We start from the raw sequence: 14,179 nt of genomic DNA on the forward strand, positions 1-14,179 counted from the left end.
CCCATATCTCCTGCGGGAACGGCTTCTTCAATTTAGCAGGATTGTATTGACAATTCCGATTAACTGTATTATTAATAATAGTACAGTTGATACACCTGCTCTGCCAGGGAAGCTATAATCCCGGGAGCGGGGGAAGGGGGAGTCGCATGTGTTCGAACTGGACGTTCGGAGCCGCAGACCCATTTACGAGCAGTTGACGGATAAGATCAAGGAGCTGATTTTGTACGGCATTTTACGGTCCGATGAGCAGCTTCCGTCCGTGCGGACGCTGTCGGCGCAGCTTACCGTGAATCCGAACACCATTCAGAAGGCTTACCGTGAACTGGAACGGGAAGGCTATATTTACTCCCGGCCGGGCAAGGGCAGCTTCGTTTCGCCAGCGCAGCAGGGGACGAATGCAGCCAAAAGGGCGGAAGTGCGCGAGGAACTGCTGCGCCTGATAGCGGAGGCCGTTTACCTCGGCTTTACGGAGTCGGAAATCGTTGAATTGTTCAAGCAGGCATCGGAGCAAAAAGGAGAGGAGGATCAGCCATGATCGAGATACGGGAGGTCAGCAAAGTTTTTCAGGACCGGAAGGCGGTTCAGGGAATTTCCTTGACCATACATAAAGGGAATATATTCGGGCTGCTCGGCTCGAACGGGGCGGGGAAAACGACGCTGCTCAAGACGGTTGCAGGGATCTACCTGCCCGATGCGGGAAGCGTGATCATTGACGGTAAGCCGGTGTTTGAGAACCCTGACACCAAGGGGAGAATCGTATTTATGCCGGATTTTCCTTACTTCTTCCCTCAGGCTTCCATCATGCAGATGGCCGATTTCTACAGGTCCGTCTACCCGCGCTGGAGCGGGGAACGCTTCAAGGAGCTGGGCGGATTATTTTCGCTGGACCCGAAGCGCAAGCTGAACCGGCTGTCCAAGGGAATGCGGCAGCAGGCCGCTTTTTGGCTGGCGCTCAGCTGTATGCCGGATGTGCTGATCATGGATGAGCCGCTCGACGGACTAGATCCGGTGATGCGGCGGCTGATTAAAAATGTGCTGTTCCAGGAGGTTGCCGAACGCGGCCTTACCGCCGTCATCTCCTCGCATAATTTGCGCGAGATTGAGGATCTGTGTGACCATGTTGGCATTATGCACGAAGGGGCTCTGCTGATCGACAAGGAGCTTGACGAGCTGAAATCCGACACGCATAAAGTGCAGGTGGCCTTCCGGGATGAACGCCATGAGGGGGCGCTGTCCGGCAAGCTGCAGATTCTGCACCGCGAACGGCGGGGGAGCGTCTGCCTCTATATCGTAAAAGGGGACCGCGAGCGGATCGCGGACGCGTTCCGTGTCTATAATCCGTACGTGCTGGATCTTCTGCCGCTGACCTTGGAAGAAATCTTTATTTACGAAATGGAGGGGGCGGGCTATGACATCGCGCCGATTCTACTTTAACCGGGGCATGATCCGGCAAAATCTCAGGCAGCATTCCTGGATCGCCGCCGTTTACCTGCTCGGTCTGCTGTTCGCTCTTCCGCTGCAAATGTTCCTTGGCGGAAATCCCGACACGCCGCCGCAGAAGGTGGACGATCTGTTCCGGATCAGCGGCTCGCTGCCCATGCTGTTCACGCTTACGCTGCCCGTGGCGGCCGGTCTGCTGCTGTTCCGCTACCTTCAGCACAAAGGGGCGGCGGACATGGCGCACAGCCTTCCGCTGCGCCGTAAGCATCTTCTGACGGTCCAGCTGTTCAGCGGCTCCATTCTGCTTCTGGTTCCGGTATGGCTTACGGCGCTTGCTGCCGGAGTGATGCAAAACTGGGACGGCAATATGTTCCTTTACAGCGGTGCGGATGTCTGGACTTGGGGAGCTATAGTCAGCGTGTTGACGCTGTTCCTGTTCACCTTGACTTCTTTCGTCGGCATATGCCTCGGTCTTACCGTGCTGCAGGGCATTGTGGTTTATATTTTGCTGATTCTGCCCGCCGTGCTCTCGCAAATGGTTCTTTATCATTTATCCATCTACCTGTACGGATTCCCATACCAGAACAATTTGAGAGGTATAGACTACTGGTCGCCGTTCCTTCACATGATGGAAATAACCGCCAAGCCTTATACCTGGGGCGAGCTGGGCATCTATGCGGCTTTGATCGTTCTGTTCGTTCTGCTGTCGTATGTGCTGTACCGCAAGCGGCGGGTGGAAACGGCAGGCCAGGCGATGGCCTTTACGTACTTCAATCCGCTGTTTAGAGGCGGAGTCATGCTGAGCGCCATGCTGATCTCCGGCACCTACTTTGCCCAAATGCGCTCCGGACTCAGCGGCTGGTCGTTCACGGGCTTCGCTCTCGGGGCCGTTATCGGATATGCCGGAGCGGAAATGGTAATCCGGAAATCCTGGCAAATCCTGAACCGGAAGCTGCCCTTGCAGTTTGCGGGTTACGCGGTTGTCCTCGGACTTCTGCTGTACCTTCCCGTGTCGCCCATGACCGGCTTTGAGGCGAGAGTGCCGGCCGCGGACACCATCAGCGAGATCTACGCGGGCAGTAATTACGAGGGTTATAGGGATTCGCAACCGGCGGCTGTAAGTTCCGTTGACTACAATACGATAGGCAGCCCCTATAAGGGCATAGCCCCGTTCTCTTCAGACCCGACCTATATAACAAACGTCCGCAAGCTCCATGAAGCGCTTGTCCAGGTGCGGCCGGGGGACGGGGAGGGTCGGTACAAGATCTATTCGGAGCGAACATTATTCGGCTATACCTTGGTCTATAAGCTGAAGGATGGGAGCAAGATTACCAGACAGTACAATGTGCCGCAGGCCGGTTTCGAGCCTGAGCTTAAAGCGGTGATGGAATCCCCCGAATTCAAGCGGACCAAATATCTCCTGCCGCTGCTTGACAAGCCGATTGCGAGTATCCAGGTGAGTTCCGGTGTCAGGAGCGTCACGATCTCGGAACCGGCGGATATCGCGGCGTTCAAGATGCTTCTGAAGAAAGAGATCCTGAACATGTCCTTTAAAGACCAGACGGACGACGCAGTTCCGCTGGCCACAATCCGTATCGCAACCGAGGAATCAATGAATCATCCTTATTCGGGTTACTTGTTCGAGGGCTACAACTGGAACCCATCTTTTCATGAGCTGGGAGCATGGCTTGAACAAAAAGGCTATGCGGATAAGGTCAGAATCAAGGCAGATGACTTGCTGTCTGTTGAAGTGGCGAAACAGAGTAGCGAAGACGTTCTTCCCAACGGCGTTAATTACGACCCGGAGGCACATCTCAGGTTGGCGAGGGAAGGGGGCCGATCCGTCATTGTCAAGGACAAGGCACGAATAGAAGATATTCTGAAAATACGGCGGAACTATTCGTCCAAGACGGATTCGTATTTCGCGCTTGTGAAGTTCAAGAACGGAAACGGCGAATATTATAGGCTGAATGCGTCGGAAATGACCCCTGAACTGAAAAGTCTGCTTCCCTGAAAATATACTGAAAAGATCCGTCCGGTACGTTGGCACGGCTCTGAACGCTTCGTCCAAAACGGCTTGCCGCTTCGGGCGAAGCGTTTTTTTTGAAATATCAGGTTAAGGATAAGCTTCGCGCTTATCCTTAACCTGATATTTTTACGAGAAACGGATGCCTTCCTCTTCCAGAGGACGGCGAAGCCGTTTCTTCTTAGATATGGACTTACGAATCCGAATTGTCTAATTTTTGTATCCGTTCCCGTAAAGGGGCAATGAGGATTGAACGCGTCGAACTGCGGCTGGAGTTAAGCCCCGGAGCCGGGTATTATATAATGTAACGGAGGTGAACGGCCATGAACCCGGTGGAGGATCATCTAGATCTAGGGCTGCAAATTGTATTTATCGGCTTCAACCCGAGCCTGCGGTCTGGAGAAGCCGGCCATCATTATGCGAATCCGCGCAATAATTTCTGGAGAATTCTTTACCGCAGCGGACTTACGCCGCGGCTGTACGACGCTTCCGAGGACGGCGAACTGCTGAAGCTGGGCTACGGCTTCACCAATATCGTCGCCCGTCCCACCCGGGGAGCGGAGGATATTACCCGCGAGGAGTACAATCAGGGGCGGGAACTGCTTCGGACCAAGCTAATGAAGTACCGGCCGCAAATCGCCTGCTTTGTCGGCAAGGGCGTATATACGGAATTCAGCCGCAGGGCGCAGGCTGATTGGGGCTTCCAGGAGGCGCTGGAGCCGGTGGTGGACGGCGTGCGCGAGTTCGTCGCGCCTTCCTCCAGCGGGCTGGTGCGGATGCCGATGGATGAGATTGTCGGGATTTACCGGAGGCTGAATGAGTCGGTCCGGGAACGGTCGGATCTGTAATCCGGTTTCCCGGGTCAATACCGCGCTTTTCTCACAGCTTTCTTTTTTAGGAGCAGTCGTGAAACCGCCAGCAGCCGAGTCTTGTATTTGCAAGGCGAAGGCTGCTTTGTTTTTGGAGGGACGTTCATAAAACCTTCTCCCGAATGAGGATGGACGGGCAGGAATACACAGGGTGAAGGTTGAACTTTAAGAACGATATCATCAAGAATGCGGAAATCCATGCATGATAGTCGGGAGGTTAGACTGCAAGTGAAGTACGAAGTCATTCTATTTGATGCGGACGATACGCTGTTCGACTACGGGCAGGCGGAGAGCTATGCGCTGCGGGAAGCTTTTAACCAGTTCGGCATGCCGTCGGGCTTCGATATTTGCGCCCCGGCCTACAAAGAAATCAACAAGGCGCTTTGGAGGGATCTGGAGCTTGGGCTGATCTCCTCCGCCGTGCTGCGCGTGGAACGGTTTACCCGGCTGTTTGCCGCGCATGGCCTTGATCTGGACCCCGAGTCCTTTAGCGCTTCCTATTTGAACCATCTGGGAGAGGGGATTTTTCTGGTCGAGGGGGCGGCGGAACTGTGCGATGAGCTTGCCGGGTGCCGTCTCGCGGTGATTACCAACGGGATCAAGGAAGTTCAATACTCGCGCATTCAAGGCTCGCCGCTGCGCGATACGTTCGCGCATATCATCATCTCTGAGGAGGTCGGAAGCCAGAAGCCGGAGCGGGGCATTTTCGATCACGCCTTTGCAAGGCTCGGACTTACGGCCGAAGACAAGCACAAAGTGCTGATTGTCGGCGATACGCTGACATCGGACATCCAGGGCGGCATATCATACGGCATCGACACCTGCTGGTTCAATCCCTCAGGAAAGCCCCGGGACCCGGAGATCATACCGACCTATGAAATACGGTCATTGTCCGAGCTGCGGCCTATAGCTGAGGGCAAGCCGGGGGGATGGCTCCCGGGCGGCGAAGGATGTCCGGGCAGGGAAGAGCCGATTTCCTGAGCAGCAGTATTTTTCGCAAAAAAAAGAGGATGACCTAGGGTCACGCGCCCCGGGCATCCTCTTTTTTGAACAGTCTCAAGTTACTGTCTTGTATCCAGCGGCTTAAGCATTTCCTCGATCTGGCTGCGCTTTGGCTCCAGGAACGGAGGCAGCGCCAGCGATTCGCCAAGATGGTCGGCCGGCTCGTCCGTATCGAAGCCCGGCCCGTCCGTAGCCAGCTCGAACAAAATGCCGCCCGGCTCCCGGAAGTATAAGGAACGGAAATAGAAGCGGTCGACAAATCCGGAATTGGGCAGGCTTGCGGAGCGGAGGCGCTCAATCCACAGCTTAAGCTCCTCTTCGTTGTCCACCCGGAAGGCGACATGATGTACCCCGCCCCGGCCCAAACGCTCGGCCGGCAGATCATTGCGCTCCTCGACATGGACCTCGGCGCCCGAGCCGCCTTCGCTGGTCTCGAACACGATAACGTCAGGCTGGCCCGGGACAGTGGAGGGATAGACGCCCTTGCGCCGGAATCCGAGAAGCTGCTCCAGCACGGTGGCGGTAGGCTCGGCGTTCTCCACCGTCAGATGCGCCGGTCCAAGTCCGGTGATGGCATGCTCGGCGGGAACGGGACTCTTGTCCCACGGATGGCCGCCGGCAACGCCTTGATTGTTCTCGTCCGAGACGAGGAAGAACCGCTGCCCTTCGGGGTCGCGGAAGAATAGCGTCCGCCGCCCGCCGCGGTCCGCAATCTCCCCGTGGTCGACCCCGTATTGCCCGAGCCGATTCTTCCAATATTCCAAAGCGGCGTCGGAGGGAACGCGCAGCGACAGAGCGGAGATGCTGCTATTGCCTTCCCGGTTCCGGCCCGCCATCGGAATTTCGAAGAACGTGACCTCGGTGCCGGGACTCCCTTTTTCATCGCCGTAAAATAAGTGGTAGACGGAGGTATCGTCCTGGTTGACCGTTTTTTTGACCAGACGCAGGCCAAGCACTTGAGTGTAGAAATTAAAGTTTTCAGGCGCTTTGGCCGTGATCGCGGAAACATGGTGAAGTCCTTTGAGTTCCATAACAATACCTCCGTTTTTCTGTGGTTTCATTCCGCTGTTGTTCTGATTTGTTCAGAACATCTATTTTAACCGTAATATATTAAGTTACTAAAGTTTTAATAGTAAATGACGGGATTTGCAACCCGTCTAAACCCCAGGCCGAATAACATGATTTGGCAAAAAACTTGTGGCTCGGGGTTCGGATGCGATATATTTGTTTCAAACATTACTTTTTTGAAATCCATAATTGTGGTTGGAGGAAATTCTATGAGCAACCCATCCCGAGAGAAAAGCGAACCGGCAAACGCCGCCGAGCGAAAGAAGGAAATTATTGAGCTGCTGGAGCGTGGAAACGCTGTTAAAGTAACGGAACTCAGCAAACGCTTTAAAGTTACGGAAGAGACGGTCAGACGGGATTTGGAGCGTCTGGAGAACGAGGGGCTGATTGTGAGGACCCACGGCGGAGCCGTGCTGAACCGTTGGGAATCGATGGAGCCTCCCGTTATTCAGCGGGAAACCATTCATGAACAGCAGAAGAAGGGAATCGGCATTTATGCCGCCTCGCTCGTCAGGGAAGGGGAAGTGATTGCGCTTGACGCCAGCACCACATCCCTTCAGGTGGCCAAGCAGCTGCCCAACCGGCCGTTGACCGTGATTACCTACTCGCTTGTCATCGTGAATGAACTGATCAAGAAGAATGAAATCAAGCTTATTGTAATCGGAGGCAATCTGGACACCGACGCGATGGCCATGACCGGCATGCCGGCCGAGAATATGCTGGACGGCTATCATATCGACAAGTTCTTCTTCTCCTGCCAGGGCTTCGACCTGCTTCGGGGGATTACCGAGCCTTACGAATCCCATGCCCGGCTTAAACAGAAGATCATGTCCATATCGGATGAGCGCATTCTTCTGGCCGACAGCAGCAAGTATCAGGCCCGCTCTTTAATCCGGCTGATGGGGGTGGAGGAGGTGCACCGGCTGGTGACGGATTCGGGCCTCCCTCCGGAGGAACGCGAGAAGTTTCATGCCAGGGATATTAACGTTACAGTAACCTGATGGCCCGAACAGTTGAATAACAGAAACGATTGAAATCAGCCTTGTCGGCTGGTTTCTTTGTTTTCAAAATATTTTTGTTGAATTCAAAAATAATATATTGTAATATACAGATATGAAATCGCTTTTATGTCATAAACAAACGTAAAATATCTGTAAAAAAAAGATAAGAGGTGCGAAGAGCATGACGCTAATTGGACCCTCCATGATGTGCGCGGATATGGGCAGGCTGCTGAAGGATATGGAATCTTTAAATCGGGGAGGAGTGGATTATTACCATTTCGACATTATGGACGGAACCTTTGTCCCGAACTTCGCCATGAGCCCCGATATGCTGAGGACGCTTCGCCCGTATACGGACAGACCTTTTGACATTCATCTGATGGTAGAAGAGCCCGAACGCTATATTGAGCTGTTCGTCGAAGCGGGGGCGGACTGGATCTCGGTACATGCCGAGACCAAGGTTCATCTCCAGCGCGCGCTTCAGATGATCAGGGACAGCGGACTGAAGGCCGGGGTCGCCCTTAATCCCTCCACGCCGCTGAACTGTCTGGAATATGTGCTTGATGTAACGGATTATGTGTGTCTCATGACGGTTAACCCTGGTTTCGCGGGTCAAAAATTTATCCCGAGCACCTACCGCAAAATCTCCGATTTGAAAAAGATGATCAAACGCAGCGGAGAAGATGTCCGGATTCAGGTTGACGGGAATATCAGCTTTGAAACCATACCAGGGGTTCTGGACAGGGGAGCGGATCTGCTGGTATGCGGAACCTCCTGCCTGTTCAAGCCGAACACGGATTTGGAGCTCGCTGCTCTGGAACTGAGGGGATTTCTTGAAGCTAAACCGGCGCAGGCCGCCGTTCGGGAGGGATAGACGATGATCACAGTGGCAGGTAGCATTAACATGGACATTATCGCCAGAATCGACCGATACCCGGGACATGGCGAGACGAGATACGGCAAGGATGCACAGATGCTTCCCGGGGGCAAGGGAGCCAATCAGGCGGTCACCTGCGCGAGATTGGGCAAGGAGACGCATATAATCGGCTGCACCGGAGACGATGCCTTCGGCGGCGTTGTACTGGACAGCCTTAAGGCCAATGGGGTCGGCACTTCCCATCTGAAGCTGGCTCAAGGCTCTCCGACCGGGGTGGTGCTGATCACGATAGACGATACGGCGGAGAATACCATGATTGTGGTCAAAGGAGCCAATGAAGAAATCCGGCCCGGCGACATTGAAGAGCGGATCGAACTGCTGAAGCGCAGCAAGGTTCTGCTGGTCCAGATGGAAATCCCGCATGACACGGTCATTTATGCGATGAAACGGGCGCGCGAGCTCGGCGTCTTCGTTATTCTCGATCCCGCTCCCGCGGACGGCATTCAGCCCGAAGCGGTCCGGTATGCCGATCTGATCACGCCCAACAGACAGGAGACTCTCCATCTGACGGGAATCGACGTTACTGACGAGCAATCGGCGCTGGAGGCGGCGAGGAGGCTTGAAGCGGCGGGTGCAAGAGCGAGCATCATCAAGATGGCGGAGAAGGGGTCCTTCATTTATTCCTCGGGACAGGGGACGCGGATTCCCGGCATTCCCGTACAAGCGGTGGATACGGTAGGGGCGGGCGATTCCTTCGCGGGGGCGCTGGCCGTCGCCCTTGATGAGGGATGCCCGCTGGAGGAAGCCGTAAGATTCGCAACAGTTGTAAGCGCTATAAAGGTCTCTAACCAAGGCGCTCAGGACGGTATCCCGGGATGGGGGGAGATTGAAGCGTTCTGCCGGGAAAGGCAGATTGCGACATACCGGGAACTCATGAGCCGGCAGGAGAAGGAGGCGTAATTCATGGCTGAATATTTGCTGGAAATGAACCGGATCAGCAAGACCTACCCGGGCGTCAAGGCACTCGACAATGTCCGGTTTGCCGTCAAGGCGGGAGAAGTGCACGCGCTGATCGGGGAAAACGGGGCGGGAAAGTCCACCCTCATGAAGATACTCGCAGGCGTGGAGCAGCCGGATGAAGGAGCGGAAATCTGCTTCAACGGAGAGCCGGTCCGGTTCGCCCGTGCGATTGATGCCACCCGTCTCGGAATTTCGATTATCTACCAGGATCTCAGTCTGTTCCCCAATTTATCGGTGGCGGAGAACATCTGCATCGGGCGCGGCGGAGAAGGCGGCGGTCTGGTGAAGTGGAAGGATATGAAAGAGACCGCCGAGCGGGTGCTTCGGGAACTGAGGCTGCAGGTCGATGTCGATCTGCCTGTGGAGAAGCTCAGCATCGCCAAGCAGCAGATGGTGGCTATCGCCAGGTCTCTCGCCTTCGACTCTAGGTTGATTGTGATGGATGAGCCGACCTCGTCCCTGTCCTCCGGAGAAGTCGAGCAGCTGTACCGGGTTGTGGACGATCTACAGCGCAAAGGCATCGCCATTATCTTCATCAGCCACAAGCTGAAGGAGCTGTTCAAGGTCTCCGACCGCTTTACGGTTCTTCGGGACGGCAAATTTGTAGGCAGCTACGACAAATCCGAACTGGATGAGGATAAGTTGATCGCCTTGATGGTCGGACGGCAGCTTGAAGCGGTCGACAAAGTGGGGACGGGGCCTTACGGGCAGGTTGTGCTGGAAGTCGAGAATTTGTCCAAACGGGGCAATTTCAAAGATATATCCTTTTCGCTGAGAGAGGGGGAAATTATCGGGATTACCGGTTTGGTGGGAGCCGGAAGGACGGAGCTGGCGCAGGCACTGTTCGGCCTTAACCGTCCCGACAGCGGCATAATCAGAGTATCCGGCAGGCAGGTAGACCTTAAATCGTCCGGCGACGCCATCCGGCACAAGATCGCCTATATTCCGGAGAGCCGCCAAACGGAAGGTTTGTTTCTGCGACAGTCCATCATTGACAATATTTCGGTCACCGTGTTCCGCCAGATGCTCAATAAATTCAGACTGATCGAGCGGAGCAGGGAGAAGCAGCTTGCCAGCGAGTATATTCAAATTCTGGATATCCGCCCCCCGATCGCCGATATGAACGCGGGGCAGCTGTCGGGCGGCAACCAGCAGAAGATCGTGATCGCCAAGTGGCTGTCGACCGAGCCGAAGATTCTGATTATCGATGAGCCGACCAACGGTATCGATATCGGAGCCAAGACGGAAATTCACCGTCTGCTGCGGCGTTTAACCGCCAAGGGCATCGCCGTAATCGTCATCTCTTCGGAGCTGCCCGAGGTTCTTGCGGTCAGCGACCGGATCCTCGTCATGAAGCAGGGGAGAATTACCGGCGAGCTTAACGCCGACGAGGCTACCCAGGAGAGCATCATGAACCTCGCGGTGCTCGGAGCGGGGAACAAGCAGGCGGACCCGGCCTGAGCCCTTTAGGGGAGTCTCGTGCGGGGAGCCCGGCGGGAGCGGCAGGCCGGGGCTAGCGAGAACTGTAAGGTTGAATGATTAACAAGAACTATAAGCATACCGGGCGGTGATTAACATGAGAAAAGTATTTAAATCCAAAGAAATGGGGATTCTGGCCGTACTCCTTCTTCTGGGCCTTGTGCTCGGATTCAGCAATCCCGTCTTTCTGACGGCCGACAATCTGCTTGATATTTTGAAAGCGAATTCCGTCCTTGTCATATTGGCCATGGGCATGACGCTCGTCATCATAACCGGGGGCATCGATGTTTCGGTGGGGGCCGCCACAAGCGCGGCGGTCGTCATCACAGGCCATCTCATGCAGTTGCTTCCGGACAATCCGTTATCCATTGCAGTGATGTTCGGCATAGCCGCGGTTACGGGCGTCGCTGTCGGCCTGATCAACGGCGCGCTGATCGCGCGTCTCAGCATTCCCCCGATTGTGGTGACGCTCGGGACCATGAGCATTATTAATGGAAGCATCCTGTTCTTCACGAACGGCGTGTATCTGAACAGCAGCAATTTTCCTGCCGCCTTCATTTCCTTTTCCGAAATCAAAATCGCGGGTTTCTCCATCATCATCTACATGCTGCTGGCCGTAACGCTCGTCACCTGGTTCATCATGAAATATACCGCCATCGGCAGAGCCGTATTTGCGATCGGAGGCAATCCCGTCTCCGCCGTCCGCGCAGGCATCAGCCTGAAAGGTACCCAGATGTTTGTATACGGATTCATGGGTCTCCTTGCCGGCATTGCCGCCATCTCGCAGATGGCTTATACCAAATCAGTCGACCCAAACGGCATGCTTGGCTTTGAACTCACCGTCATATCGGCGGTCGTTATCGGCGGGGCGAACATTCTGGGCGGAAGCGGGTCCGTCTGGGGAACCCTGCTCGGCGTCCTGCTGATCGGGGTGATGCAGAACGGGCTGATTCTGATGCACATCGACACCTACTGGCAGAAAGTCGTTGTCGGGCTGGTGATCCTGTTCGCGGTATCGTACGACCACCTGCAGCGCAAACGGGCTGAAGCCAGACTGTTGAAAGTGGAAGTCGAAGCCTAGGAGGGGAAACGAAGTGATAAAAATTTCCAAGGAAAGTACGCTGGGTCTCATTCTGGTTGCGCTGTTCATTCTCATGGCGGTCACGGCGCCCGGGTTTCTCGATCCCTATAATCTCAGCAATATGATGTTTCAGTTCCCGGAGTTGGCCATTCTCGCCATCGGCATGATGGTCGTCATTATCACCTCGGGCATCGATCTTTCCCTTACTTTTACCGCGGCGTTCTCCGGGGTGATTGCGGCCATGACGATGACGCATCACTATCCGATTCCGCTGGCCATCGCGGCCGGCGTTGGCGTTGCACTGCTGTGCGGACTGGTGAACGGCTTCTTCGTCGCATTCATCGGTGTTTCGCCGATCCTGGTGACGCTGGGAACTATGGTACTGTTTGAAGGACTTATCTTAAGCATAACCAAAGGCGACGCGATCTCCGGCTTCCCGGACGCGTTCGGCTGGATCGGCAATATGAGCATAGGGCCGTTCCCGCTTTCGATTCTGATATTTGCCGCGCTGGCTCTCGCCGCCTCGGTTCTGCTGAACAGAACACCGTGGGGAAGAAGCGTATACAAGGTCGGCATTAATCCTGTGGCGGCCCGCTTCTCGGGGATAAATGTAACCAGAGTGCTGCTTGGCGTCTACCTGTTCTCGGCGTTCGCCGCCTCGGTCTCTTCAATGATCATGATCTCCCGCTACAACTCGGCAAAAGTGGATCTGGGCTCGTCCTACCAGTTGCTCACCATCGCCGCCGCCGTTCTTGGCGGAACCGACATCGCCGGCGGGTACGGCAAAGTGATCGGTACGGTCTATGCCGTCGGTATATTTCAGGTGCTGTCCAATGGCCTGAACCTTCTTGGGGTACCGCGTACGGTGGTCGATATCATGATGGGCGTGATTCTGATCGCGGTCCTGACCCTGAATTATTTTACGGCCAAAACCAGGAAGAAGAAGAGCGTGAAGCAGGCGCTCCAGGTCAAATCGGCAAGCTGAACGCGCTTCAAGGCGTTCTTCCCAATATCAATTCCCAATATCATGTCCAAAGATCAGAAAGGGGTTGTTACAAAATGACAAAAAAATGGAAACAAGCGGTGGCAGGACTCCTTGCGGCTTCGATGATTCTGGCGGGCTGCTCGGTCAAGACGTCACAGAGCGGAAGCGCCGCGCAGGCGGAGGGCAGCTCATCCGGCGGCAAAATCAAGATCGCGATTGTTCCGAAGGTGGTAGGCATTCCTTATTTCAACGCCTCGGAGACGGGGGCTAAGAAGGCGGGGCAGGACCTTGGCGTCGATGTGATCTATACGGGGCCGACGCAGGCCGACGCGGCTCAGCAGGTCAAAATCATTGAAGACCTCATCAGCCAGAAGGTTGACGTTATAGCCGTGGCTCCGAACGACCCCGCGTCGCTGACGCCGGTGCTCAAGCGGGCCAAGGATCAGGGCATCCACGTGATGGACTGGGATACGCCGGCCGACCAGTCGGTGGTCGAGCTGTCCGTTCACCAGATCGACGATGAAATCTTCGGCCGGACCATGATGGATAAACTGGTGGAGAAGATCGGCTCGGACAGCGGAGAATTCGCCATTCTGACCGGAGGCATGTCTGCAGCGAATCTCAATACCTGGATCGGCTGGGCCAAAAAGCAGGCGGAAGAGAAATACCCGAACATGAAGCTCGTCAACGATAAAATCGCGACCGACGAGAAGCAGCAGGTTGCATATCAGAAAACGCTCGATTTGTTGAAAGCGTATCCCGATCTTAAGGGGCTGCTGGCCTTCTCGACGGTAGCGCCTCTGGGCGCCGCCCAGGCCATCCAGGAGAAGGGGCTGCAGGGCAAGGTGGCCGTCATCGGAGCCTCCCTTCCAACCGATTCCAAACCGTATATCTTAGACGGTTCCATGTCGTCCGCCCTGCTCTGGAACCCGGAAAATCTGGGATACCTGACGGTATCGCTCGCCAAGAATCTGGAAGAAGGCAAGCTTCCCGCCAATGGAGACGATGTGCCCAACGTCGGCACAATCCAAGTGAAGGATGACAACAAAACCGTCATCATGGGGCCGCCTACCGAATTCACCAAGGAGAATGTGGATCAATTCAAGTTTTAAATTCCCACATGTGAACAAGAACCGTTCCGGTATTCCCGGGATGGTTCTTGTTTGGTCTTATGGCCCGGTTACCTTAAACAGGAGCCTGTCAGCTTATTGTTCAACGCCCGCCTAACCCCTTCCCGGCTCCGAAATATCCTCGGTGAATCAGGAGAGGAACAAACGTGTTTCATGGTGCAGCGTCCAGATCGCCGGAGATCAATAGGGAGGTATACTTCA

The 14,179-nt window shown here is 55.1% G+C and carries 13 protein-coding genes; 12 read left to right on the forward strand and 1 reads right to left on the reverse strand.

The features are described from left to right. Positions 1 to 148 precede the first annotated feature (148 nt). The 5 genes from PUR_RS05125 to PUR_RS05145 all read left to right on the forward strand — a co-directional run bounded on the left by PUR_RS05125 (position 149) and on the right by PUR_RS05145 (position 5,316). Entirely contained in the window at positions 149 to 535 is a 387-nt protein-coding gene (locus PUR_RS05125; protein WP_179034311.1) for a GntR family transcriptional regulator, read from the forward strand. After that, positions 532 to 1,434 carry an ABC transporter ATP-binding protein gene (locus tag PUR_RS05130; protein ID WP_179034312.1) on the forward strand — a complete coding sequence of 301 codons (903 nt, stop codon included), beginning with the start codon at positions 532 to 534 and terminating at the stop codon, positions 1,432 to 1,434. Before PUR_RS05125 ends, PUR_RS05130 begins: the two co-directional genes overlap by 4 nt. Beyond that, complete coding sequence (locus PUR_RS05135) at positions 1,409 to 3,454, forward strand: DUF6449 domain-containing protein (RefSeq protein WP_179034313.1); 2,046 nt, start codon at positions 1,409 to 1,411, stop codon at positions 3,452 to 3,454. Before PUR_RS05130 ends, PUR_RS05135 begins: the two co-directional genes overlap by 26 nt. Positions 3,455 to 3,789: 335 nt before the next feature. Further along, positions 3,790 to 4,314, forward strand: a complete 525-nt coding sequence (locus tag PUR_RS05140; RefSeq protein WP_179034314.1) for a mismatch-specific DNA-glycosylase — start codon at positions 3,790 to 3,792, stop codon at positions 4,312 to 4,314. A gap of 249 nt (positions 4,315 to 4,563) precedes the next feature. Then, positions 4,564 to 5,316 (forward strand): YjjG family noncanonical pyrimidine nucleotidase, encoded by a 753-nt coding sequence (locus PUR_RS05145; protein ID WP_179034315.1) that lies wholly within the window; start codon positions 4,564 to 4,566, stop codon positions 5,314 to 5,316. 80 nt (positions 5,317 to 5,396) lie between these two features. On the opposite strand, the gene PUR_RS05150 is transcribed toward PUR_RS05145, so the two are convergent. Continuing rightward, positions 5,397 to 6,368 (reverse strand): ring-cleaving dioxygenase, encoded by a 972-nt coding sequence (locus PUR_RS05150; protein ID WP_179034316.1) that lies wholly within the window; start codon positions 6,366 to 6,368, stop codon positions 5,397 to 5,399. A 246-nt stretch (positions 6,369 to 6,614) separates the two neighbouring features. Between PUR_RS05150 and PUR_RS05155 the strand changes: the two genes are divergently transcribed. The 7 genes from PUR_RS05155 (at position 6,615) to PUR_RS05185 (ending at position 13,960) form a co-directional block, all read left to right on the forward strand. After that, positions 6,615 to 7,406 carry a DeoR/GlpR family DNA-binding transcription regulator gene (locus PUR_RS05155; protein ID WP_179034317.1) on the forward strand — a complete coding sequence of 264 codons (792 nt, stop codon included), beginning with the start codon at positions 6,615 to 6,617 and terminating at the stop codon, positions 7,404 to 7,406. A gap of 181 nt (positions 7,407 to 7,587) precedes the next feature. Next, a complete protein-coding gene (gene rpe / locus PUR_RS05160) occupies positions 7,588 to 8,280 on the forward strand; it encodes a ribulose-phosphate 3-epimerase (RefSeq protein ID WP_179034318.1) in 693 nt (230 codons plus the stop codon). A gap of 3 nt (positions 8,281 to 8,283) precedes the next feature. Further along, positions 8,284 to 9,243: a ribokinase gene (gene rbsK / locus PUR_RS05165; RefSeq protein WP_179034319.1), complete on the forward strand. Its 960-nt coding sequence runs from the start codon at positions 8,284 to 8,286 to the stop codon at positions 9,241 to 9,243. Between the two features lie 3 nt (positions 9,244 to 9,246). Further along, on the forward strand, positions 9,247 to 10,764 hold the full coding sequence (locus PUR_RS05170; protein ID WP_179034320.1) for a sugar ABC transporter ATP-binding protein: 1,518 nt from the start codon (positions 9,247 to 9,249) through the stop codon (positions 10,762 to 10,764). A gap of 115 nt (positions 10,765 to 10,879) precedes the next feature. Beyond that, entirely contained in the window at positions 10,880 to 11,863 is a 984-nt protein-coding gene (locus PUR_RS05175; RefSeq protein ID WP_179034321.1) for an ABC transporter permease, read from the forward strand. A gap of 13 nt (positions 11,864 to 11,876) precedes the next feature. Beyond that, positions 11,877 to 12,848, forward strand: a complete 972-nt coding sequence (locus tag PUR_RS05180; RefSeq protein WP_179034322.1) for an ABC transporter permease — start codon at positions 11,877 to 11,879, stop codon at positions 12,846 to 12,848. Between the two features lie 74 nt (positions 12,849 to 12,922). Then, the gene (locus PUR_RS05185) at positions 12,923 to 13,960 is read left to right on the forward strand and encodes an autoinducer 2 ABC transporter substrate-binding protein (protein WP_179034323.1); all 1,038 of its coding nucleotides are present in this window, start codon (positions 12,923 to 12,925) and stop codon (positions 13,958 to 13,960) included. Positions 13,961 to 14,179 lie beyond the last annotated feature (219 nt).

It is taken from the genome of Paenibacillus sp. URB8-2 (genome assembly GCF_013393385.1).
Lineage (GTDB): Bacteria > Bacillota > Bacilli > Paenibacillales > Paenibacillaceae > Paenibacillus_AQ.

Excerpts from the sequence above, each read along its gene's own strand:
- PUR_RS05130 (WP_179034312.1), top strand. The coding sequence starts at position 532 with ATGATCGAGATACGGGAGGTCAGCAAAGTTTTTCAGGACCGGAAGGCG.
- PUR_RS05135 (WP_179034313.1), top strand. The coding sequence starts at position 1,409 with ATGACATCGCGCCGATTCTACTTTAACCGGGGCATGATCCGGCAAAAT.
- PUR_RS05140 (WP_179034314.1), top strand. The coding sequence starts at position 3,790 with ATGAACCCGGTGGAGGATCATCTAGATCTAGGGCTGCAAATTGTATTT.
- PUR_RS05150 (WP_179034316.1), bottom strand. The coding sequence starts at position 6,368 with ATGGAACTCAAAGGACTTCACCATGTTTCCGCGATCACGGCCAAAGCG.
- PUR_RS05155 (WP_179034317.1), top strand. The coding sequence starts at position 6,615 with ATGAGCAACCCATCCCGAGAGAAAAGCGAACCGGCAAACGCCGCCGAG.
- rpe (WP_179034318.1), top strand. The coding sequence starts at position 7,588 with ATGACGCTAATTGGACCCTCCATGATGTGCGCGGATATGGGCAGGCTG.
- rbsK (WP_179034319.1), top strand. The coding sequence starts at position 8,284 with ATGATCACAGTGGCAGGTAGCATTAACATGGACATTATCGCCAGAATC.
- PUR_RS05170 (WP_179034320.1), top strand. The coding sequence starts at position 9,247 with ATGGCTGAATATTTGCTGGAAATGAACCGGATCAGCAAGACCTACCCG.
- PUR_RS05175 (WP_179034321.1), top strand. The coding sequence starts at position 10,880 with ATGAGAAAAGTATTTAAATCCAAAGAAATGGGGATTCTGGCCGTACTC.
- PUR_RS05185 (WP_179034323.1), top strand. The coding sequence starts at position 12,923 with ATGACAAAAAAATGGAAACAAGCGGTGGCAGGACTCCTTGCGGCTTCG.